The sequence below is a fragment of the Citrobacter sp. Cu231 genome (assembly GCF_030332265.1).
Lineage (GTDB): Bacteria > Pseudomonadota > Gammaproteobacteria > Enterobacterales > Enterobacteriaceae > Citrobacter > Citrobacter meridianamericanus.
The window spans coordinates 42,874-65,822 of the sequence record NZ_JAOWIE010000030.1 but is presented as its reverse complement, the minus strand read 5'-3'; the positions used below and the strand labels follow the sequence as shown (position 1 = coordinate 65,822).

General features: G+C 51.3%; 22 protein-coding genes. 14 read left to right on the top strand and 8 right to left on the bottom strand.

Going from position 1 to position 22,949, the window contains the following annotated elements:
* Positions 1 to 147: 147 nt before the first annotated feature.
* The 6 genes from entE to OGY15_RS06315 all read left to right on the top strand — a co-directional run bounded on the left by entE (position 148) and on the right by OGY15_RS06315 (position 6,351).
* Positions 148 to 1,758: a (2,3-dihydroxybenzoyl)adenylate synthase EntE gene (entE, locus tag OGY15_RS06340; protein WP_151218727.1), complete on the top strand. Its 1,611-nt coding sequence runs from the start codon at positions 148 to 150 to the stop codon at positions 1,756 to 1,758.
* A gap of 13 nt (positions 1,759 to 1,771) precedes the next feature.
* Complete coding sequence (locus OGY15_RS06335) at positions 1,772 to 2,629, top strand: isochorismatase (protein ID WP_210904810.1); 858 nt, start codon at positions 1,772 to 1,774, stop codon at positions 2,627 to 2,629.
* On the top strand, positions 2,629 to 3,384 hold the full coding sequence (gene entA, locus OGY15_RS06330) for a 2,3-dihydro-2,3-dihydroxybenzoate dehydrogenase EntA (protein WP_187259415.1): 756 nt from the start codon (positions 2,629 to 2,631) through the stop codon (positions 3,382 to 3,384). Before OGY15_RS06335 ends, entA begins: the two co-directional genes overlap by 1 nt.
* 2 nt (positions 3,385 to 3,386) lie before the next feature.
* On the top strand, positions 3,387 to 3,800 hold the full coding sequence (gene entH / locus OGY15_RS06325) for a proofreading thioesterase EntH (protein ID WP_151224911.1): 414 nt from the start codon (positions 3,387 to 3,389) through the stop codon (positions 3,798 to 3,800).
* A 184-nt stretch (positions 3,801 to 3,984) separates the two neighbouring features.
* On the top strand, positions 3,985 to 6,090 hold the full coding sequence (gene cstA / locus OGY15_RS06320) for a pyruvate/proton symporter CstA (RefSeq protein WP_187252835.1): 2,106 nt from the start codon (positions 3,985 to 3,987) through the stop codon (positions 6,088 to 6,090).
* Between the two features lie 63 nt (positions 6,091 to 6,153).
* Entirely contained in the window at positions 6,154 to 6,351 is a 198-nt protein-coding gene (locus OGY15_RS06315; RefSeq protein ID WP_151218731.1) for a YbdD/YjiX family protein, read from the top strand.
* A gap of 118 nt (positions 6,352 to 6,469) precedes the next feature.
* On the opposite strand, the gene OGY15_RS06310 is transcribed toward OGY15_RS06315, so the two are convergent.
* The gene (locus tag OGY15_RS06310; RefSeq protein WP_210904811.1) at positions 6,470 to 7,558 is read right to left on the bottom strand and encodes an oxidoreductase; all 1,089 of its coding nucleotides are present in this window, start codon (positions 7,556 to 7,558) and stop codon (positions 6,470 to 6,472) included.
* Between the two features lie 133 nt (positions 7,559 to 7,691).
* On the opposite strand from OGY15_RS06310, the gene OGY15_RS06305 reads away from it, so the two are divergent.
* Positions 7,692 to 8,852 (top strand): pyridoxal phosphate-dependent aminotransferase, encoded by a 1,161-nt coding sequence (locus OGY15_RS06305; protein ID WP_151218733.1) that lies wholly within the window; start codon positions 7,692 to 7,694, stop codon positions 8,850 to 8,852.
* Here the strand turns inward: OGY15_RS06305 and OGY15_RS06300 are convergent, their stop codons facing one another.
* The 4 genes from OGY15_RS06300 to dsbG all read right to left on the bottom strand — a co-directional run bounded on the left by OGY15_RS06300 (position 8,853) and on the right by dsbG (position 12,706).
* Positions 8,853 to 9,470, bottom strand: a complete 618-nt coding sequence (locus OGY15_RS06300) for an IbrB-like domain-containing protein (protein ID WP_151218734.1) — start codon at positions 9,468 to 9,470, stop codon at positions 8,853 to 8,855. It lies immediately after the preceding gene.
* On the bottom strand, positions 9,455 to 10,678 hold the full coding sequence (locus OGY15_RS06295; RefSeq protein ID WP_187252832.1) for a phosphoadenosine phosphosulfate reductase: 1,224 nt from the start codon (positions 10,676 to 10,678) through the stop codon (positions 9,455 to 9,457). Before OGY15_RS06295 ends, OGY15_RS06300 begins: the two co-directional genes overlap by 16 nt.
* Before the next feature lie 169 nt (positions 10,679 to 10,847).
* On the bottom strand, positions 10,848 to 11,753 hold the full coding sequence (citR, locus tag OGY15_RS06290; RefSeq protein WP_286538811.1) for a DNA-binding transcriptional repressor CitR: 906 nt from the start codon (positions 11,751 to 11,753) through the stop codon (positions 10,848 to 10,850).
* 206 nt (positions 11,754 to 11,959) lie between these two features.
* On the bottom strand, positions 11,960 to 12,706 hold the full coding sequence (dsbG, locus tag OGY15_RS06285) for a thiol:disulfide interchange protein DsbG (protein WP_151218735.1): 747 nt from the start codon (positions 12,704 to 12,706) through the stop codon (positions 11,960 to 11,962).
* A gap of 374 nt (positions 12,707 to 13,080) precedes the next feature.
* Between dsbG and ahpC the strand changes: the two genes are divergently transcribed.
* From ahpC to OGY15_RS06255, 6 genes are all read left to right on the top strand, one after another.
* Positions 13,081 to 13,644: an alkyl hydroperoxide reductase subunit C gene (ahpC, locus tag OGY15_RS06280; RefSeq protein WP_004859485.1), complete on the top strand. Its 564-nt coding sequence runs from the start codon at positions 13,081 to 13,083 to the stop codon at positions 13,642 to 13,644.
* Positions 13,645 to 13,830: 186 nt separating this feature from the next.
* On the top strand, positions 13,831 to 15,396 hold the full coding sequence (ahpF, locus tag OGY15_RS06275) for an alkyl hydroperoxide reductase subunit F (protein ID WP_286538808.1): 1,566 nt from the start codon (positions 13,831 to 13,833) through the stop codon (positions 15,394 to 15,396).
* A 224-nt stretch (positions 15,397 to 15,620) separates the two neighbouring features.
* Positions 15,621 to 16,175, top strand: a complete 555-nt coding sequence (locus OGY15_RS06270) for a TorD/DmsD family molecular chaperone (protein WP_151224915.1) — start codon at positions 15,621 to 15,623, stop codon at positions 16,173 to 16,175.
* Positions 16,172 to 18,442: a molybdopterin-dependent oxidoreductase gene (locus OGY15_RS06265; RefSeq protein WP_151224916.1), complete on the top strand. Its 2,271-nt coding sequence runs from the start codon at positions 16,172 to 16,174 to the stop codon at positions 18,440 to 18,442. Before OGY15_RS06270 ends, OGY15_RS06265 begins: the two co-directional genes overlap by 4 nt.
* Positions 18,439 to 18,996, top strand: a complete 558-nt coding sequence (locus tag OGY15_RS06260; protein ID WP_047412739.1) for a 4Fe-4S dicluster domain-containing protein — start codon at positions 18,439 to 18,441, stop codon at positions 18,994 to 18,996. Before OGY15_RS06265 ends, OGY15_RS06260 begins: the two co-directional genes overlap by 4 nt.
* Positions 18,996 to 19,763 carry a dimethyl sulfoxide reductase anchor subunit family protein gene (locus tag OGY15_RS06255; protein ID WP_210904815.1) on the top strand — a complete coding sequence of 256 codons (768 nt, stop codon included), beginning with the start codon at positions 18,996 to 18,998 and terminating at the stop codon, positions 19,761 to 19,763. Before OGY15_RS06260 ends, OGY15_RS06255 begins: the two co-directional genes overlap by 1 nt.
* A gap of 83 nt (positions 19,764 to 19,846) precedes the next feature.
* Here OGY15_RS06255 and uspG read toward each other — a convergent pair whose 3' ends face one another.
* Complete coding sequence (gene uspG / locus OGY15_RS06250; protein ID WP_151218738.1) at positions 19,847 to 20,275, bottom strand: universal stress protein UspG; 429 nt, start codon at positions 20,273 to 20,275, stop codon at positions 19,847 to 19,849.
* A gap of 180 nt (positions 20,276 to 20,455) precedes the next feature.
* On the bottom strand, positions 20,456 to 20,866 hold the full coding sequence (gene rnk, locus OGY15_RS06245) for a nucleoside diphosphate kinase regulator (RefSeq protein WP_286538803.1): 411 nt from the start codon (positions 20,864 to 20,866) through the stop codon (positions 20,456 to 20,458).
* 275 nt (positions 20,867 to 21,141) lie between these two features.
* Between rnk and OGY15_RS06240 the strand changes: the two genes are divergently transcribed.
* Entirely contained in the window at positions 21,142 to 21,972 is an 831-nt protein-coding gene (locus OGY15_RS06240; protein ID WP_151218739.1) for an alpha/beta fold hydrolase, read from the top strand.
* 64 nt (positions 21,973 to 22,036) lie between these two features.
* Here OGY15_RS06240 and rna read toward each other — a convergent pair whose 3' ends face one another.
* Positions 22,037 to 22,843, bottom strand: coding sequence for a ribonuclease I (gene rna, locus OGY15_RS06235; protein WP_286538801.1), 807 nt, complete (start codon positions 22,841 to 22,843; stop codon positions 22,037 to 22,039).
* Positions 22,844 to 22,949 lie beyond the last annotated feature (106 nt).

The window sequence follows — 22,949 nt, the reverse complement described above, 5'->3', positions numbered from 1 at the left end:
CCATCAGGCTATTTTATTTGCCAGTTTGACCCTGGGCAGTGCTCACAATCCTCACGTACCACAAGTACGCTCCGGTTGCTCCGCGCTGTCCGTGTCCAAACTGGCTGCAACAATATACGCCTTATTGACAGGCTCTAAGGAGTAATCATGAGTATTCCTTTCACCCGTTGGCCGGAAGAATTTGCCCGCCGCTATCGTGAAAAAGGTTACTGGCAGGATTTGCCGCTGACCGACATTTTGACTCGCCACGCCGATAGTGACCAGACGGCGGTGATTGATGGTGAACGCCATCTGAGCTATCGCCAGTTGAACCAGGCAGCAGATAATCTCGCCAGCAGCCTGCGCCGCCTGGGGATCAAACCCGGCGAAACCGCGCTGGTGCAACTGGGCAATGTGGCTGAACTGTATGTCACCTTTTTTGCCCTGCTCAAGCTGGGAGTGGCGCCTGTTTTTGGGCTGTACAGCCATCAACGCACCGAGCTCAACGCCTACGCGACACAAATTAAACCGGCGCTGCTGATCGCTGACCGCGCGCATACGCTGTTTACCGCAGATGACTTTCTGAACACATTTGTTGCCGAGCACAGCTCGGTGCGCGTGGTTCTGCTGCTCAATGACGAGGGTGAACACAACCTGCAAAACGCGATAAGCCAGTCGGCGACTGATTTTACCGCTACGCCATCGCCTGCAGATGAAGTGGCGTATTTCCAGCTTTCCGGTGGCACTACCGGGACGCCGAAGCTGATCCCGCGTACCCATAACGATTATTACTACAGCGTGCGCCGCAGCAACGAGATTTGCCATTTCACTGGAGAAACGCGCTATCTGTGCGCTATTCCGGCGGCGCATAACTACGCCATGAGTTCACCTGGCGCGCTGGGGGTGTTCCTTGCGGGTGGAACTGTAGTGCTGGCGGCCGATCCAAGCGCCACGCTGTGCTTCCCGTTGATTGAACAGCATCAGGTGAACGTTACGGCGCTGGTGCCGCCAGCCGTGAGCCTGTGGCTGCAGGCGATTGCGGAGTGGGGCAGTAATGCGCAATTGGCATCGCTGAAATTGTTACAGGTTGGCGGAGCGCGCTTGTCCGCGACGCTTGCCGCCCGCATTCCGGCGGAAATAGGCTGCCAGTTGCAGCAGGTCTTCGGTATGGCGGAAGGGCTGGTGAACTACACCCGCCTGGACGACAGTCCTGAGCGCATCATCAATACCCAGGGTCGCCCGATGTGTCCCGATGATGAGGTTTGGGTGGCAGACGCTGACGGTAATCCTTTGCCACAGGGCGAAACCGGACGCCTGATGACGCGTGGCCCGTACACCTTCCGTGGCTATTTCAACAGCCCTGAACACAATGCCAGCGCCTTTGATGCCAACGGGTTTTACTGCTCCGGCGATCTGATCGCTATCGATCGGGATGGCTACATCACCGTGCAGGGGCGCGAAAAAGATCAGATCAACCGTGGCGGGGAGAAGATCGCTGCCGAAGAAATCGAAAACTTGTTACTGCGCCATCCGGCGGTGATTCATGCGGCGCTGGTCAGTGTGGATGACGAGCTGATGGGCGAGAAAAGCTGCGCCTGCCTGGTAGTAAAAGAGCCGCTACGCGCGGTGCAGGTGCGTCGTTTTCTGCGCGAGCAGGGCGTGGCGGAATTCAAATTACCTGACCGTGTGGAATGCGTTGAGTCATTACCGCTGACGCCGGTTGGGAAAGTGGATAAAAAACAATTACGTCAGTGGCTGGCATCACGTTCACTGGCCTGAAGGAGAAAAAGAGATGGCAATTCCTAAACTGCAGGCTTATGCGCTACCCACAGCGCTTGATGTTCCGGTGAACAAAGTGGACTGGGCCTTTGAACCTGAACGCGCCGCGCTGCTGATCCATGACATGCAGGACTATTTTATCGGTTTTTGGGGCGATAACTGCCCGATGATGGAGCAGGTCGTCGCGAACATCGCCGCGCTGCGCCAGTACTGCAAAGCGCATAATATTCCGGTGTATTACACCGCCCAGCCGAAAGAGCAGAGTGATGAGGACCGTGCTTTGCTTAATGATATGTGGGGGCCGGGCCTGACGCGTTCGCCTGAGCAGCAAAAAATCGTTGAAGCGCTGGCACCGGATGCAGCAGATACTATCCTGGTGAAATGGCGTTACAGCGCATTTCATCGCTCTCCGTTAGAACAGATGCTTAAGGAAACCGGGCGTAATCAACTGATTATTACCGGCGTGTATGCGCATATTGGCTGTATGACCACTGCAACAGACGCCTTCATGCGTGATATCAAACCGTTTATGGTTGCCGATGCGTTGGCGGACTTTAGCCGTGACGAACATCTGATGTCGCTGAAATATGTGGCGGGACGTTCCGGGCGTGTGGTGATGACGCAGGAATTATTGCCGATGCCTGTCCCGGCCAGTAAAGAGGCGTTGCGCCGCGTTATTCTGCCGCTGCTGGATGAATCAGAAGAGCCGATGGATGATGAAAACCTGATCGACTATGGACTGGATTCGGTTCGCATGATGGCGCTGGCCGCCCGCTGGCGTAAAGTGCATGGCGACATTGATTTCGTCATGCTGGCGAAAAAACCGACCATTGACGCCTGGTGGACGCTGCTCTCCCGCGAGGTGAAGTAATGGCCGGATTTGACTTCACAGGGAAAACCGTCTGGGTAACCGGCGCGGGAAAAGGAATCGGCTACACCACGGCGCTGGCGTTTATTGACGCCGGGGCACAGGTTACGGGCTTTGACCGCGAGTTCGCGCTGGCAGAGTATCCCTTTGCCACCGAGGTGATGGACGTGGCGAACGCGCAGCAGGTGGCGCAGGTATGCGGGCGTTTGCTCGCGAATACCGAATGTCTCGACATACTGGTGAATGCCGCAGGGATCCTGCGTATGGGACCAACCGACGCGCTTAGCGTTGAGGACTGGCAGCAAACCTTCGCCGTCAACGTGGGCGGGGCGTTCAATCTGTTTCAGCAGACGATGGCGCAGTTTCGTCGCCAGCAGGGCGGGGCGATCGTCACCGTTGCATCGGATGCGGCGCACACGCCGCGTATCGGCATGAGTGCTTATGGGGCGTCAAAAGCCGCGCTGAAAAGCCTGGCGTTAACCGTCGGACTTGAACTGGCGGGTAGCGGTGTGCGCTGTAATGTGGTTTCGCCTGGCTCGACCGATACCGATATGCAGCGTACGTTGTGGGTCAGCGATGACGCGGAACAGCAGCGTATTCGTGGATTTGGCGAGCAGTATAAGCTCGGCATTCCGTTGGGGAAAATCGCCCAGCCGCAGGAGATCGCCCACACGATTTTATTTCTTGCCTCCGATTTAGCCAGCCACATTACGTTGCAGGATATCGTGGTAGACGGCGGCTCTACGCTGGGAGCATGACGATGATCTGGAAACGTCATTTAACGCTGGATGAACTCAATGCCACCAGTCAGAACACCATGGTGGCGCACCTGGGCATGGTCTATACCCGACTGAGTGATGATGTGCTGGAAGCCGAAATGCCGGTGGATGAGCGTACGCATCAGCCGTTTGGTTTGCTGCACGGCGGAGCGTCTGCGGCTCTGGCAGAAACGTTGGGTTCGATGGCAGGTTATCTGATGACTCGCGACGGGCAGTGTGTGGTGGGGACGGAACTCAACGCCACGCACCATCGGGCGGTTTCGCAGGGTAAAGTGCGCGGTGTCTGCCAACCTTTGCACCTCGGGCGTCAGAATCAGAGCTGGGAAATTGTCATCTTTGATGAGCAGGGACGACGCTGTTGCACCTGCCGTTTAGGTACTGCGGTGATGGGGTGAAGTGACCCTGAAAAGTAAAATGAAATTGCAGCGTTAACAGGTAAATGAAGTGATCTAGTTAACAATGCAATGTAAATACTCAGTGATACTTCGGGTTTGTATGGTTGTCAGGTTGTTAAATTCAGAAAAGATGTTATAGAAACAAAATGTAACATCTCTCTGGAGCGGACAACGGATAACAACTATGAACAAATCAGGGAAGTACCTCGTCTGGACAGTGCTCTCCGTAATGGGAGCATTTGCCCTCGGCTATATCGCATTAAACCGCGGTGAACAGATCAACGCGTTGTGGATAGTCGTGGCGTCGGTCTGTGTCTACCTTATCGCTTATCGTTTCTACGGCCTGTACATCGCTAAAAATGTACTGGCGCTGGACCCGACGCGTATGACGCCAGCCGTGCGTCATAACGATGGTCTGGACTATGTTCCCACCGATAAAAAAGTGCTGTTTGGTCACCATTTTGCGGCGATTGCCGGAGCGGGGCCATTAGTTGGACCTGTACTGGCGGCGCAAATGGGCTATCTGCCAGGTATGATCTGGTTGCTGGCCGGGGTGGTGCTGGCGGGTGCGGTGCAGGACTTCATGGTACTGTTTGTATCTACCCGTCGCGATGGTCGTTCCCTTGGCGAACTGGTTAAAGAAGAGATGGGCCCAACGGCAGGCGTTATTGCGCTGGTGGCCTGTTTTATGATCATGGTGATTATCCTGGCGGTACTGGCGATGATCGTCGTGAAAGCGCTGACCCACAGTCCGTGGGGAACCTATACCGTGGCGTTCACAATCCCGCTGGCGATTTTTATGGGGATTTACCTGCGTTATCTGCGCCCAGGTCGCATTGGTGAAGTGTCGGTCATCGGTCTGGTCTTCCTGGTATTCGCCATTATTTCCGGCGGCTGGGTGGCGGAAAGTCCCACCTGGGCTCCTTATTTTGACTTTACCGGCGTACAGCTGACATGGATGCTGGTGGGATACGGTTTTGTCGCTGCCGTGCTGCCGGTATGGCTGCTGCTGGCACCGCGTGATTATCTTTCTACCTTCCTGAAAATTGGCACCATTGTTGGTCTGGCGGTAGGGATCCTGATCATGCGCCCGACACTGACCATGCCTGCGTTGACCAAGTTTGTTGACGGTACAGGCCCGGTCTGGAGTGGTAACTTGTTCCCGTTCCTGTTTATTACCATCGCCTGCGGTGCAGTCTCGGGTTTCCACGCGCTGATTGCCTCCGGCACCACGCCGAAGATGCTGGCGAATGAAGGTCAGGCCTGCTTTATCGGTTACGGCGGGATGCTGATGGAATCCTTTGTCGCCATTATGGCGCTGGTGGCGGCCTGCGTTATCGATCCAGGTGTTTACTTTGCGATGAACAGCCCGATGGCGGTACTGGCACCTGCCGGAACCACCGATGTGGTTGCGTCAGCGGCACAAGTCGTGAGCAGTTGGGGCTTTGTTATCACGCCTGATACGCTGCATCAGATTGCGAACGATGTCGGCGAACAATCCATTATCTCCCGCGCAGGCGGTGCGCCGACGCTGGCGGTGGGCATGGCGTATATTCTGCACGGTGCGCTGGGTGGCATGATGGATGTGGCGTTCTGGTATCACTTCGCCATTTTGTTTGAAGCCCTGTTTATTCTGACGGCAGTCGACGCCGGTACGCGCGCCGCGCGCTTTATGTTGCAGGATCTGCTGGGCGTGATGTCACCGGGTCTGAAACGTACCGATTCGCTGCCAGCGAACCTGTTGGCGACAGCGCTGTGCGTGCTGGCCTGGGGTTATTTCTTGCACCAGGGCGTGGTGGATCCACTGGGCGGTATTAATACCCTGTGGCCACTGTTTGGTATCGCCAACCAGATGCTGGCCGGTATGGCGCTGATGCTTTGTGCAGTGGTACTGTTCAAGATGAAACGTCAACGCTACGCATGGGTGGCGCTGGTGCCAACCGCCTGGCTGCTGATTTGTACCCTGACTGCTGGCTGGCAGAAAGCGTTTAGCCCGGATGCGAAAATCGGCTTCCTGGCTATCGCCAACAAGTTCCAGGCTATGATCGACAGCGGAAACATTCCGGCACAGTACACCCAGTCACAGCTGACGCAGCTGGTGTTTAACAACCGTCTGGATGCGGGGCTTACCATTTTCTTCATGGTGGTCGTGGTGGTGCTGGGTCTGTTCTCTATCAAAACTGCACTGGCAGCGTTGAAAGAAGATAAACCTACGTCGAAAGAAACGCCATACGAACCGATGCCTGAGAATGTCGAAGAGATCGTGGCGCAGGCGAAAGGCGCGCACTAATATTCTCTTAACCAATTAGCCCTCTCCTGAACGGGGAGGGCGTTTGTACGACAGGTAACCACTATGTTTGAAACGCTCTCTAAAGCCGGAAAGTATTTAGGCCAAACCGCCCGGTTAATGATCGGTGTACCGGATTACGACAACTATGTTGAACATATGCGAGTCACGCACCCGGATCAGACGCCGATGACCTACGAAGAATTTTTCCGCGAGCGCCAGGATGCGCGTTATGGGGGCAAAGGCGGCGCGCGCTGTTGTTAATGATCTTCATAATTCAAGCTGCAGGTATGTGGGCTTTGTTACTCGGCCCATCCCTGGGCTTCGCCCCTACAGGGCCGCTGCAAGCAGTGTGCAAATCTGCTCCCGGCAGATTTTTCGCTCACCCTGTAAACGATTCTACCTTTTCGAACGCCGTGCGCAGGGTATCCGGGGTTAACGTCACCGCTAGCGCGTGAATGGATTCTACCGGGCGCAGAGTGTGGGCAATCACCTTATCAATCTCGGCCTGATTCTTGATATCCACATCTAATTGAGCCAGCCGCGTTGGCAGGTTGAAGCGCTGATAAGCGGCTATCAATTGCGCCAGTGCATCATCTTGTTCCAGCAGCGCGCTCTGCACCAGTATGCCGTACGCCACTTTGGTGCCGTGTAAAAACCTCTCCGTTTGCGGAAGGACGGTCAGGCCATTGTGTACCGAATGTGCTGCCGCCACCCGGGTGTAACGTTCGCCCAGACCGCCAACCATGCCGCCTCCGGCAATAATGGCATCAACCACATCGCAAAATGTGCGGCTTAACTTGCCTTGTTGTTTATCGGCTAGCGCCTGCTCGCTGCTTTCCAGCAGGACATCGCGGATCGTCTGTGCGGCATGGATACCCAGGCGTACGGTCAACGGCAAAGTTTCCGGCTGAGGCGCGAGAACGACAGCTTCATACCACTTCGCCAGCGTATCGCCGATCCCCGCCAGTAAATACTCCTCTGGGGCGTTGAGTATGATTTCCGGCTCTACCAGTACGAGAAAATTAGCATCATCGAAAATGTCAAAATGTAGCGCCTGGCCAGCATCGTTGTACCAGACAGAGAGCGGTGTCCAGGCCGCGCAGGTGGCGGCAATGGTCGGGATCGCCACGAAAGGCAAACCGAGACGACGAGCCAGCGCTTTGGCGGTGTCGAGCAAGGTTCCGCCGCCCACGCCAATCACCACGCTGCGATCCTCTCCTGACAGTTTTTGCAGTTCAGTTACATCGGTTTCGCTGCAGTGTCCTGTGAACAACAGGCGCTTAGCTTCGGCAAGATGAAATGCATCTGGCAGATAAGGGCGGGCCGCATCAATGGCGCGCTCACCATAAACCCAGACAGCGTGTGAGAGTTGATCGGCAGTGAAAAAATCGTTGAGTCTTGACAGGCTGCCGGTATGGGAAAAATAGTTGGCCGGGCCGGTGACGACGCGAATCTCGGTATTACTCATGTTGTGTTTGTCCTTTTGGCTGTCCTGTCCTGGCAGGTTATTTTTATATAGACGTCTGAACGTCTTGATTGCCAAATGCTAGCATCGTGCTATAGTGGCTTCAACCACAACATCACACGCTGGGATAACAATAATGAGTAATAACCCGCTGATTCCGCAAAGCAAACTACCTAATCTGGGCACCACTATTTTCACGCAAATGAGCGCGCTGGCGCAGCAGCATCAGGCCATTAACCTCTCGCAGGGATTTCCTGATTTTGACGGTCCACTTTTTTTGCAGGAACGTCTGGCGTATCACGTCGCGCATGGTGCAAACCAGTATGCGCCGATGACGGGTGTGCAGCCGCTGCGCGAAGCTATTGCGGATAAAACCACGCAGTTATACGGCTTTAGTCCCGACGCAAATAGTGAAGTGACCGTCACCGCAGGGGCAACGGAAGCATTGTACGCCGCAATTACGGCGCTGGTGCGTCAGGGTGATGAGGTGATTTGTTTTGACCCAAGTTACGATAGCTATGCGCCTGCGGTCGAATTATCCGGCGGGGTGGTGAAACGTATCGCGCTGCAACCGCCGTCTTTTCGCGTCGACTGGCGGGCGTTTAGCGCTTTGCTCAGCGAACGTACCCGGCTGGTGATCCTTAACACACCGCATAACCCTTCTGCCACCGTGTGGCATCACGCCGATTTTGATGCGCTGTGGCAGGCGATTAAAGAACGCGAGATCTTTGTCATCAGTGATGAAGTTTATGAACATATCTGCTTCGCTGAACAGGGTCATGCCAGCGTGCTGGCGCATCCCCAGCTACGTGAACGCGCTGTTGCCGTTTCATCATTTGGTAAGACTTATCATATGACCGGCTGGAAAGTCGGCTACTGCGTCGCGCCTGCCGCCATTAGCGCAGAATTGCGCAAGGTTCACCAGTATCTGACGTTTTCTGTCAATACGCCGGCGCAGCTGGCGCTGGCGGATATGCTGCGCGAAGATCCAGCGCACTATCATGAGCTGCCAGCATTTTATCAGCAAAAACGCGACATATTGGTGAATGCCTTGCGTGATAGCCGCCTGGAAATACTCCCGTGTGAAGGCACGTATTTTCTGCTGATCGATTACAGCGCTGTCTCTACGCTTAACGACGTTGAGTTTTGCCAGTGGCTAACGACTGAGGTGGGCGTTGCGGCGATCCCGTTGTCGGTTTTTTGCGCCGATCCTTTTCCGCATAAGTTGATTCGCCTCTGTTTTGCCAAGCAAGAATCGACGCTACTAGCGGCAGCCGAACGTTTGGTTTCGCTATAGCTATTTCACCGTCCAGGCTTTAGAGAATCGACGGTCGGCAAACAACTCTTGCAGGCCGTTGATTTGTTTTAGACGTAAAACCTCATCGTCGTCCATACCTAGCTCTTTACTTATTTTCTCTTCACTCCACCCCAGCTGTGATAATTCACGAACGATTTCCGACATAGCGTGAATTTGATGCCGCCCGCGAGCACGGTTATGGCGAATGGTCGCTGCCATACGTTCGTGGCGTTCGCGTTGTAAACAGGTGACGGGCAGATAGCCATGCAGGCGTGATCTCAGCAATGGCTTGCTTTTACCTAACTCATGACGGTGAAATCCATCGACGATTTCATAGTCTTCCGCCGTTGACTGGACCACCACAATAGGTTGAGTGAATCCGTCGGCTTCGATGGATCTCAGCAGCAACTTTTTCTCCGGCGGGGCAACGTTATTGGGATTGTAATCGTTGGGCGAGATATGATCATTTTTAACCCATAACACACAATCGACAGGCTCATCGCGAAAGGGGCTGACGCTGTGTATCGCCATTCTGAATTGATTGATCGCTTCAATTCGCTCTTCTTCTGACAGGCCAGAAAGAAAACCAGTGAGTTCCTGAGTTAATCGTTGCTGCATAAAATCCCCCATTCCTGGCGTTTTGTTTTCATACGTTCGTTATAACGTTGGTAGTTTTTAGGTTTTGTTGGGCTGAAAGAAAGTGCCCGGCACCAGTAGTCATTATTCAGCAAGACTTTGCAGATACGCCGCCACGATGGAATATCCTTTGAACCAATATCTTTTTCCTGAATTTGCGGGATATTGTCCATGCCCTTTTTCTTATACCACTGTAAATAAACGGCGATTTTATTGCGGTAATGTTCTGCAGTCGTCTCTGGCATGCTGTTCAATAGCAGCATGGCATATTCCTGCCAGCTTAAATGCTCTGGTTTGAGTATTTTCCGGTGACCGTAAAAATGATTATCATGTCCAGCGTAAATTCCCCCGCTTTTGACGCCGCTAACACGGGCGCACATGGCTGCCCAGCGCTCGGGTTCAATGACATGATATAGCCATAATCCCTGGCGCTGTTCCGGGCCAAAGGGCTCACAAATGCGCATGTAGCGCGTTGGGACACCAGCCTGATACATCAGGTTGTATAGGGGATTGCTCGGCATTCTGGTTTTTGCAAACCAGGTCCATATATCGGCGGTTTTCCAGTCATAAAGCGGATAAATATACCAGGTGTGCCCGCCGGGGGCGCTGGTAGTCCAGGGTTTATCATCGGCAAAACGTTGCTTATGAGAATTGGCGATAGCGACGAAACGATTGTATGACTCATCGGCGCGGATGCCCACCATCATGGCGGCTGGTCGTTTCTCTGAAAACCAGTCAGCAAATTCACGAACAAATTGTTCAAATGTCATGCCGGGTTGATAGAAAGAGAAGAACTCAGGGTCGGTTATAGCATCCGCAGGTGGTTGACGAACCCACGGTGTATCAGGTTCCCAGCACTGCCATTCGGGTTGAAATTGTGAGAGTGAATTTTGGGTGGTGAGCGGTAAGGCCACCCAATAAAATCGTTCAATGACATCGGCATAACGTTCACGTAGAGCTACTACATAGTCGATAGTGCAGGAAAATTGTGCTTCCCAGTCGATAAACAGGACGTTAATTTTTTTTCCTAACTGACGAGCGAGCGTGGCTGTCAGGTGTAGCATTAGCCCTGAATCTTTTCCTCCAGAGAATGAGACGCACACGCGTGGCAGAGTTTCTAGTGTCCAGGTTATGCGTTCCTGAGCGGCCTCCAGAACATTTTGTACCAGAGGAATTTTATAAACAGACATATCAAGTCCATATCGGCATCTTATTATTTACAGACATAATAAATGCTTGTAATTGGATATGCCAGTTTATGTGTTATGCAATTTACGCTGTATTCTTTATTTGTATGGTTCGCCAGGGATTATTCTCTGGATGAATTAAATTTATTGATTGAATATATCACTTGCTGTTTTAAATAATATTCTGGCTGATTCTTGCTATGTATTCAGCGAAAGCATTATTGTTGAGTGAGGCTCTGTTGTACATTAAATAAAGTGTAATGGATGGTAATGTAAAATCAATATTGATCTCTTTTAAATCTAAAGAAGTACGATAGTATTCGTATATAGCCCGAGGAATAACGCCGATTATGTCCGTGCTGGCAATGATATTGGTGATTGAGATCGTCGAATCGCTGCTGAAACCAATGTTACGATTGATTAAAGCATTATCTATTTGTGACTGGAAGTTTTTAATACCTTCATTTTCAGTAAGAAAAAATGTAAACTTCTCTTGTATAATGTCATCAATCGTACTTGACTCATTGATTCTTGAGTGATTTTTTCTGCAAACCAGGACATGCTCGAGTGTTGTGAATGGCGTACAGATAATGGAGCGGTTATTGATTGACTCTGTCGTAATGACCAGGTCAGCCTTGCGGTATACCAATATGTTCTCCGCCGTTTCTGAGGAGATTAATATATCGTGATGCTCAATTTCGATATCTGACTCATCTCTGAGAGAATGAATTAACTCGTTGATAATCAGTCTGGTTGCAAATTGCGGGCTGTAAATAACAAATTTTTTGCTCAGACTGGAACTGTGCATTATGTTTATTGTTTGTTCCAGATTGTTGAGGTTTTTCTCAAGATGATGATGAAGATTAATGCCTGTCACCGTCGGGGTAATACCCTTACCGGAACGAATAAACAGTGGATCATTAAATTGCGTACGCAGTCGCTGCAACGACTGACTAACAGCAGAAGGTGTAATATACAGCGTTTCAGCAGCCTTACTGATGCTCAAATGTTGATAAATACACTCAAATATAACCAGTAGATTGAGATCGAATTTTTTAAGATCGTAGAGATTAGCCATATATGCCTTCCAATAATAGTTATGTTGAGAAAAATAAAGATTTTGAATATTTTAAATGGTAGTTATTCTGGTGGTTTATGTTTCTGTGCTTAATGAATCATTAACTTTAACTAAAATAGCACAATCTGCGTAATTTTCACGAGGGGAATTTGAATTGTGCTGAGTGATTGAAATGAGAACGATAACAATCACTCATTCTATTACCTTTATTTATTTCCCATGATAATGTTTAATTTATCCTTATCGGGCAACCCGACCTCCTGTTGTAACGTATTGTCCTTGCTCATGTAATAGATAGCCGGCGTTACGTTAGCCCCCAGGTCATCCATCAACTTTTGATTGATATTCAATACTTTCATCTGTTCTGGGGGGACGGCGGTCGGGATTTCCAACTTTATTTTCCCACCAGATGCCTCATAGTCATGCCAGGTTTTGGCCGGATCTTTTGCGGCCAGAATCGCAGCGGCGGTAGCCGGACTTTCGGGTTTAATTACGCCAACCAGCAATGTGCGCAACTGAACTTTTCCGGAATCCACCCACGGGCGCGCCTGCTGCCAGAATTGTTTACAATAAGGACAGAAAGGATCGGCAAACACGTAGACAATGACTGGTGCCTCTTTTTTCCCGTCCAGGATCCAGGATGCCTTTTCCATCCGTTGCCACATCTCGCGACCTGCAGGGGCATAAACCTCTTTTTCGATTAGCGCATTGCTGAGGTTTTCTCCTTTTTCGTTATACATGTAGCCCGAGATGGCATGTTTACCGTCAGGCGTGACGTAGATAGTAACGCCCATATCCTGGTATTTTCCCAGATAGCCTTTCATTCCTCCCGGCGCGTCGAAGGGTTTCAGGATAGTAATGCCCTGTTTCTCAATCGCTTTAACAGGAGCAGGCAGTTCTTCGGCATACACCACTGCAGGGAGCAGGCTTAAAAGTAAGGTGCGTTTAAACATTGATTTTCCTTATAAAATAAGAAGGACAGGGGACTCTGTTGTAAAACCTATCGCAGCCATAGGTAAGATCGACCGTCCATCGATTGCCCTTTCTTTAGTTGGGTGATGTAATCCCAATCGCTGTTACGACCTTTGTTAAGGTAATGTAGAGCGCAACACATAGCCAGTCCTGCTGGCACTGATGTTACCTGCGGGTAGCTCGGGTAATGGGGCTCCCTGCAAAGGGGGCCTTTTTTACTTTTATCGTTAAGTTCACAACATGTGTTTGAGTGGGTTGTTAGTTATCGCTTATTGATTTGATAAAGGAAACGCATTAGCCCTGCGAAGAGATTTTCGTTAACTTATCTCTCAACGAAAACACGGAGGAAGTACAGATGTCTTTGATTAATACTAAAATTAAACCTTTCAAAAACCAGGCGTTCAAAAACGGTGAGTTCATCGAAGTAACCGAGAAAGATACCGAAGGTCGCTGGAGCGTCTTCTTCTTCTACCCGGCTGACTTTACTTTCGTATGCCCGACCGAATTGGGTGACGTTGCAGACCATTATGAAGAACTGCAGAAACTGGGCGTAGATGTCTATTCCGTCTCTACTGACACCCACTTCACTCACAAGGCATGGCACAGCAGCTCTGACACTATCGCGAAAATCAAATACGCGATGATCGGCGACCCGACTGGCGCCCTGACCCGTAACTTCGACAACATGCGTGAAGATGAAGGTCTGGCTGATCGCGCAACTTTCGTTGTTGACCCGCAGGGTATCATCCAGGCAATCGAAGTTACCGCTGAAGGTATCGGCCGTGATGCATCTGACCTGCTGCGCAAAATTAAAGCTGCTCAGTACGTCGCTTCTCACCCAGGTGAAGTTTGCCCGGCGAAATGGAAAGAAGGTGAAGCGACCTTAGCGCCATCTTTAGATCTGGTCGGCAAGATCTAAGCCAGTTTTGCCTTGCGGTGATGCGCTTGCACAGGCCTATGAAACCGTAGGCCGGTAAACGAAGTGCCACCCGGCAATCAATGGGCGCAGACGCGCCCATTTCATTCCAGCACCATGATGCAAGTTGCATTAATGCAGTCCAGCGAAGTCGGCTTGCATGATGATGTTTTCAGAGAGGGAAGAAGAATGCTCGACACAAATATGAAAACCCAGCTCAGGGCTTACCTTGAGAAACTGACCAAACCTGTTGAGTTGATTGCTACGCTGGATGACAGCGCTAAATCGGCAGAAATCAAGGAACTGCTGACTGAACTTGCTGAATTGTCAGAAAAAGTCACCTTCAAAGAAGACAATACTCTGGCGGTACGTAAGCCATCGTTTCTGATTACTAACCCCGGTTCTCATCAGGGACCACGCTTTGCCGGTTCTCCTCTGGGTCATGAATTTACCTCTCTGGTGCTGGCGCTGCTGTGGACCGGCGGTCATCCGTCAAAAGAAGCGCAGGCGTTGCTGGAGCAAATCCGCGATCTCGACGGTGATTTTGAGTTTGAAACCTATTATTCGCTTTCCTGCCATAACTGTCCGGACGTAGTGCAAGCGCTGAACCTGATGTCTGTACTCAACCCCCGTATCAAGCATACGGCGATTGACGGCGGGACATTCCAGAACGAAATCACCGAGCGCAACGTGATGGGCGTTCCAGCGGTCTATATGAACGGCAAAGAGTTCGGTCAGGGTCGTATGACGCTGACTGAGATCGTGGCGAAAGTGGATACCGGTGCAGAAAAACGTGCAGCCGAAGAGCTGAACAAGCGCGATGCCTATGATGTGCTGATTGTCGGTTCTGGTCCTGCGGGCGCGGCAGCGGCGGTGTACTCTGCACGTAAAGGTATTCGCACCGGACTGATGGGCGAACGCTTTGGTGGTCAGGTTCTTGATACCGTTGATATTGAAAACTATATCTCGGTGCCCAAAACTGAAGGTCAGAAACTGGCCGGCGCGCTGAAAGCACACGTTGATGATTATGATGTTGATGTGATCGACAGCCAGAGCGCGAGCAAACTGGTCCCGGCGGCGCAGGAAGGCGGTCTGCATCAGATCGAAACGGCATCCGGTGCAGTGCTGAAAGCTCGCAGTATTATCATTGCCACTGGTGCGAAATGGCGCAACATGAACGTGCCGGGCGAAGATCAGTATCGTACCAAGGGCGTAACCTACTGCCCACATTGCGATGGCCCGCTGTTTAAAGGCAAGCGCGTCGCAGTGATTGGCGGCGGTAACTCTGGTGTTGAGGCCGCAATCGACCTCGCTGGTATTGTTGAACATGTCACGCTGCTGGAGTTTGCTCCAGAAATGAAGGCCGATCAGGTGCTGCAGAATAAACTTCGCAGTCTGAAAAACGTCGATATCATTCTGAACGCGCAAACGACAGAAGTGAAAGGCGATGGCAGCAAAGTCACTGGTCTGGCGTATCGTGATCGCGTAAGCGGCGATGTTCACAGCGTAGAACTGGCTGGTATTTTTGTACAGATTGGTCTGTTGCCAAATACCAACTGGCTGGAAGGTGCCGTTGAGCGTAATCGCATGGGTGAAATCATCATTGATGCCAAGTGCGAAACGAGCGTTAAGGGCGTTTTTGCTGCCGGTGATTGCACCACCGTACCGTATAAGCAGATTATCATTGCGACTGGCGAAGGTGCCAAGGCATCATTGAGTTCGTTTGATTATCTGATTCGCACGACAGTAGCATAAAAAAGTAAGACACACCTGCAATACCAAAACCGCCAGTTTTCCGCTGGCGGTTTTTTTATTTCCGCCGCTCACAAATTTTCAATTCCTGAAACAATAAAACGCATAAAACATTACTTAAGTTAGCCTGATCATTTTTTTAGTCAAAGAAAGCGTTAGCGTTTCATTTATTATATTAACCCACATTATGTTCTTATTTATTTTATGAATAAATGGTTGGTTAATTCATGGGTGAAATATATAAAACCCTGACGAACTTTGAATCGACAGGGTTATTTTTGCGTGACTTTTTTATCTCTTATGACAGTAACGCGCTGAAAGAGGCTTATTCTGCCCTGGATAGAAATGCCGAGTCGCTAACAGAGCAGGAGTGGCTGGAAGTGGAGTACGACTTCAATGCACTGTTTGTCGGACCGCAGAAGCTTAAGGCCGCGCCGTTTGCCTCGGTTTATCTTGAAGAAGATGCCCTCGTAATGGGCAAATCAACCCGAAGCATTCGGGAATTCATGGCAAATATGGGCTTATCTATAAATGACAGGAATAATATTCCGGATGATCATATTTCCTGTGTATTGGAATTGGCGGTTTTATTATCAGCTAATGCCAGAGCATCATCTGAATACCAGGTGACCCTTACTCGATATGCATCTGAGTATGTCGCGGTGTGGGTGCCCAAGTATATAGAAAAAATAAATATAAATGCACAAACCGTCACGTTGAAAAACGTAGCGGGAAGATTGTCTTCTTGGCTTGATGAATTAAAAACGAGAGTATCAATATGAGTAATGAACCGGGAGTTCTGAACAGACGTTCATTTTTGAAAGGGTTGATTGCCCTTGGCACGGTCGCAGCCCTGCCAGGGGGATTGCTGACTTCACGCTGCGCATTGGCGCAACCGCCAATCCCGTTTAACCCCAAAACCTACAAAATTTATCGCAACGCTTGTCCGCGTAACTGCTATGACACCTGTAGCCTGAAAACCTGGGTGAAAGACGGTGTCATCACCTTTGTCGAAGGGGCGCCGGAGTCAACATTTACACACGGTACTCCTTGTGTAAAAGGCCTGACTTATCCCCGTCGCGTCTATAGTCCGGATCGTATTAAATATCCGATGGTTCAGGATGTTCGCGGTAGCGGGAACTGGCGTCGCATCTCATGGGAAGACGCAATGCAGCGTATTGCGACCAAGATGCTGGAGATCAAAAAGAAAGACGGCTCAATGCTGGGTCTGGCGCTGACTAAGTACTCCGGCAAATTCGGTGTGCTGAACTATGCCGTTGAAGGCATGATGTCTTCGCTGGGCTACACCACCCGTTTTGCCGGAACGCCGTGCTGGCCGGCCGGTATTGACGCGCAGAACTATGACATGGGCGACATGTGGTGTAACGACCCGGAAGATATGGTGAAAGCCAAATACATCATCATCTGGGGGGCTAACCCGGCCTGGTGTTCAATGCACACCATGAAATATGTCTATCAGGCGCGGGAAAAAGGCGCAAAAGTGGTCGTTATCGATCCGCTGTTAACCCAGACTGCCGCGAAAGCCGATCTCTACTTGCGTGTACGTCCAGGCTCAGATGGCGCTCTGGCGTTGGGAATGGCGCGCCATCTGGTGGATAAAGGTCTGGTGGATCAGGATTTCGTCAATAACTATTCCCACGGTTATCCGGAATTCGAAGCCTATCTGCGCAACAATGTGACCGTTGAGTGGGCCGCTGAAATCTGTGGTCTTTCCGCTGATGTTGTTCGTCAATTGGCGGAAGAATTTACCGCAGTTAATCCTGCCACCGTGTGGATTGGCTACGGTATGCAGCGCCATGTCAACGGCGGCGCAAACGTCCGTGCGATTGATGCCTTTGTGGCAATGACCGGCAATATTGGGGTTGAAGGCGGCGGGGCGCGTTATGGTCACCTGCATACCTGGGGCTTTAACTACAATGCCATGCTGCAGAAACCGCCGGTAGGTTCTGTTGGTATGCCCGGTGCTGCTGGGGCAACCAGCGAATTTGGCGCCGCGGGCGCAGTTGCGCAATATTCCGATCGTTCGCTTAATATCAACCAGACGGCACAAGGGTTGCTTGATGCCAACGATCCCCCTGTGCGCATGCTTTGGGTCGCTTGTAAGAACCCGTTTGCTCAGGATTTTGATCGTAGCAAGATGGAAAAAGCGTTCGAAAAACTGGAAATGGTGGTGTGCGCCGATCAGTTCTTTAACGAAACCGTTGGGCATGCCGATATCGTTTTGCCGGTGACTACCGCATTTGAAGAGTGGAACGTAGACGCCTCTTACTGGCACTACTGGCTCTCTATCAACCAGCCAGCCATTAAGCCGATGTATGAGGCGAAATGCGACCTGGAAATTGCCGTTTTACTTTCCCGCACGATCAACAAACTGGAGCCGGGTTCCTGTACGTTCCCGCAGGAGTTCGATCATAAACGTTGGTTGGATCAGGAATTCAATGACGGGATGGGCAAAATGTTTGGTATCTCTTCCTGGGACGATCTGCTGGACGGCCCGAAAAAAGCCATTCTACCAAGCTCTGCGGCCTGGTATGACCGCAAGTTCAAAACGCCCTCCGGCAAGTTTGAGTTCAAATCTGAGCTATGCGAGAAAAATGGTCATACTGCGCTGCCGGAGTACAAACCGGAAGCCAAAAGCACCTTGCCATTCCACCTGTTTACGCCACATGTGCAGTTCGGTATCCATTCCCAGTTTATCAACCTTGACTGGATGCAGGTTTTCTATCCGGAGCCGTTTGTTTATATGCATCCGCTTTCCGCAGCGAAAAGAGGAATTACTGAAAACGACCTGGTGAAAGTGTTTAACACCGCCGGAGAAGTGGAACTGCGTGCGAAGGTCACCGCTAACGTACCGGAAGATTTCCTGGTGATGTATGAGGCGTGGTTCCCGAAACGCAAATACAACGTACAAAACGTGGTGGCTGATACCCCAGCCGATATGGGGTTGATGAAAACCGGCGCACCGGGTGCGGCGATCCACAGTCAGTTTGCGGACATCATTTTGGTAAGTAAAGGAGCAGCGGCATGAGACGCGCGTTTTTAGTCAATAGCGATAAGTGCATCGGCTGCCGTGGCTGTGCGATGGCGTGTAAGAGTTTTAACCAGTTGGAGCCTGAACGCTTCTGGCGCTATGTCTATCCATTGGATAAAGAAATTTATCCGCATGAAGAGCGAGCATTTTATTCGCTGGCCTGTAATCACTGCGAAAACCCAGCCTGTCTGGCGGCGTGTCCGGTAGAGGCGTATACCAAACGTGAAGATGGTGTAGTGGTGCATAACCCGGAGCGCTGTATCGGATGCAAAAACTGTATCCGCAACTGCCCATACGGTGCGCCGCGCTTTAATGAGGAGACGAAGAAAGCGGAAAAATGCAGCATGTGCTACGAGCGACTTGATGTTGGTATGCAGCCGGCGTGCGTGAATGCCTGTCCGGTCGGTGCGCTGACGCTTATCGACCTGGATGCCGACCCGATCCCCAATAATGCCGTACAGTATCCGCCGGGATTCCCGCGTATGCCGCAGCTGAATCCGGGCACGCGTTTTATCCTTGCGCGCCAACCGAAGCAGCCGGAGGGCAAGTAATGGAAAAGTATGAACTTCCGCTGGTTATTTTTACCGTATTGAGCCAGATGTCGGTTGGGATCACACTCATTCTGACGCTGCGTGCCTTGCAGGGAAAACTGGAGAGCAAGCGCCTGTATTGGCTGATAAGCGGGCTGGTTCTGGCTGCTGCGTCCGTGGCGGCAGTATTGCACCTTGCGCATCCGGATCGCGCCTACAACGCCCTGATAAACCTGCAGCACGCCTGGCTGAGCCGTGAAATTCTTGGCGCAACCTTATACGGCGCGGCGGTGGGCGTGACGTTTTTGGCGAAAGGGCACAAAGCCCCAGCTTTACTGGCATCCATTCTCGGGATCGCGCTGGTGGCGGTACAGGGGATGACTTATGCGGCCCCAGCTATGGCGGCGATCGCCAATGGTCTGACGATGCTGCTGTTCTTCATCACGGTGTGGGTGATGGGGTGTGCCGCGATTCCGTTGCTTAATCTCACGCCTGCCATTGCCGCATTACGCCAGGGGATTGTCGCTTGTCTGGCGGTCATGATTGCCGCGCCGATTATCTGGTTAAGCGGCGGTACTATCATGCAGATGACGGCGCATGCCTGGCTGACGTCGCCGCTTTATCTGGCAAGTTTGGTTTGTCTGGCGGTGGCCTTTGTACTCAGCCGCCAGGGAGAGCGTCGTGCAAAAGCGCTTTTTGTTCTGCTGTTTGTTGGTCTGTTTCTGAGTCGTCTGACGTTCTTTGGCGATACGGTCAGTACCATTGTGAATATCGGTCACTTGTATTGATTGTGAGCGAATAAAAACCCCTGTCAGGCGGTTAACCTGGCAGGGGTTTTCTATCTATCGCAAAGATAGTAAATCAGCGGCTGTTAGCGGACAACCAGCACCGGCAGTGTTGCGTGGCGAACAACGCTGGACGCGTTTGAGCCTAGCAGATGGGTGCTGATTGATGGATTGCGTGACCCAATGACAACGACATCCGCATTCAACTCTTCACCTAACTCGTTGACCACGTCACGTACGCTGCCAAAGCGGACGTGTTGTTTGATACGAGAAGGATCGATACTGAAATGACCGACCATCGTTTGCAGACGGGATTCCGCTTCGTGTTGCAGATGCTCTTCAAAACGACGAACGTCAGCGGCAAAGCGATGCAGACTTAAGCTCGCCGATCCTGGCAACACGTGCAGCAGATGGATAACGCCTTTTTCCTGTGCCAGAAATTCTGCATGGCGAATAGCCTTATCGCTCAGTTCCATCTCGAATACATCAACAGGCATTATGATTGTGTTGTACATAAACATTCTCCTTGTCATTACATGAACACATAACAGCATAGTATTAAAAATGATTCTGTCAGTCACGACACAGATTTATGTTTTGCGAACAGGAAGAAAAACAAGGAACTGGGGCTAACCGGAAAGAGGATGCGGATGCATCCCCTGTAAGATAAAGCGAGTCGCTTTGATAAGACAGAGTTAGCGCAGGTAATCGCCAGCAGCTTCAGGTTGGTACTCAAGCTCAATGACTTCGAGATGTGTTGATGTCCCGCCTGGCAGTTCCCAGTGAATGGTGTCGCCAACGCGCAGACCCAAAAGTGCAGCGCCAACCGGCGCCATTACCGAAAGCTGTGTGCTGCTGTCAGTCATATTAGCTGGATACACCAGGCTACGCACGCGGACTTCGCCATCACTCAGATTGCGGAATTTCACGCGGCTGTTCATGGTCACAACATCGTGCGGCATGGTTTCTGGAGAACACATTTGGGCACGATCCAGCTCGGCGTTCAGGGCGTCGGCAATCGGTAAACCAGCAAACGCAGGTTGCTCCAACAGGCGGTCAATGCGTTCCGCATCGAGGTCGTTAATGATGATAGTTGGTCTGGACATTTATTACTCCATGTCGTCGATACTGCGGGTGCGCAGGTAAATAATCCCAAAAGAAAACCCTCACCGTCAGGCGGCAAGGGTTTAGCTTTTATGATGATACTGAGACTTACCCCATGTTTGAAGTGATTTAGTTCACATTCAGGCAAATCATCAATATTGTCGCGTATGGTGTGATTTTAGCCGAAAAACGTGATCGTTCTCCAATTTGCATTATGCTTTTTAAGCGCTCGCTGCGGGCGCGTCAAACAACTCAGTGTTCCGCGACAGGAGATCTCATGAGCCAGTACGACAAACTAACCTTGAAAGACGGCAGCTATTTGCATTTTAAAGACTGGGGAAGTGGACAGCCCATTGTCTTTAGTCATGGTTGGCCGCTGACGGCGGATGCGTTTGAGGATCAGATGTTGTTCCTCGCGTCGAAAGGATTTCGTGTGATCGCCCATGACAGGCGTGGGCATGGGCGCTCGGCCCAACCCTGGGATGGTCACAATATGGATCAGTATGCTGACGATCTGGCTGAACTTACCGCGTATCTCAATCTTAAAGATGCCGTCCATGTCGGACACTCTACGGGCGGTGGGGAAGTGGCGCGGTACATTGGTCGCCATGGAACGCAACGGGTAGCAAAAGCGGTATTAATCGGCGCGGTGACGCCCATTATGATCAAGACCGATTTTAATCCAAACGGCGTGCCGAAAGAGGTGTTTGAGGGTATCCGTGAAGGGGTGATAAACGATCGCGCTGCCTTTTTCTATGAACTGACCGCAGCATTCTATGGCTACAACCGACCGGGCGTAAATGAGTCGAAAGCCGTACGCGAAAGCTTTGTTGCACAGGGCTTACAAGGCTCCATCAAAGCGTTGTACGACTGTATCCATGCGTTTTCAGAAACTGACCTGCGTGAGGATCTCAAAAAGATGACTATCCCGACGCTGGTGATCCACGGTGATGACGATCAGATTGTCCCGTTTGAAACCTGCGGGAAGGTCGCGGCGGAAATATTACCGGACTCGCAACTGAAGGTGTATGTTGGTGGATCGCATGGCATTTGCACCACCCATAAACATCAGATCAACGGCGATCTGCTCAACTTTATTCAGTCTTAATCTTTGGGGACGTACTACGCTGTTCCGCCCGACGAGGGAGCAGCGTAGTGTTCGATCAGGCTGTTTAGTATCCCACTTTGTCGATAATAAACTGTTTACCACAGTTACCCGGATGCGGTTGCGGTAAGAATGACTGTGCGGATAACGTCTGGTTGATGGTGTCGGCTTTCAGAGATAACTGGATCTCCGTGAGATAAGCCGGATTACCGTGGCAGCTTAACTTCACGGCTTTAACGTTCTCTTTACCCCAGCTTTTGGCGACGGCGGCGTCAAATGCGCTACGGCTGACGGTTTTACCGTAGTTGTCTGCCAGGAACTTGCCAGCTTCGCTGTTTTTAACCTCATTATTCAGCCGTACCATCGTGCCGAAGTACGCGTCGGGGTCAAAACCGAAACAGGCGCCATGTTTGGCATACTCGTAACGCTCCAGACAGGATCTCCCACCGGCGCCGGGCATTACGGCGCTGAGCTTTGCCGCGCTTTCCAGAGAAAGTCCCGTTTCAGGTGCCGCGCATTTACGGCTGGCGCGCGCTTCAGGTAGGTTGGGAATTGGTCGCGTCGCGCAGCCAAAACGCATCCAGCGGCGGTTGTCGACTCCCCGGGCGGCGATAGATTTTGGCAGGCTGGGCCATAAACCGTGAACGGTCAGGAAATCCGCTTTGTTCGCGCTCTCTTTTTGCAGGCGACATTCGTCAGGCTCCTGACGATTACGCTCATGCTGGCTCTGACAAAATCCGGTTTGCCAGGAGAGGGCCAGCACGTAGCTGTCAAAATCAGCGTACTGTTTTGCCTGAAGTTCATCGGCCTGAGCCGCAGAAACTGGCAGCAGAAGTGCTGCCAGCAACGAAGAATAACGCCATGTTGATCTCATGATGATGTCGAATACTTATATAAATTCTGAATATCATCTATTTAATCATAAAAAATGCCAGTCAGGTTCAGCTGACTGGCATCATTTTCATCAGGCGTGAACCGAA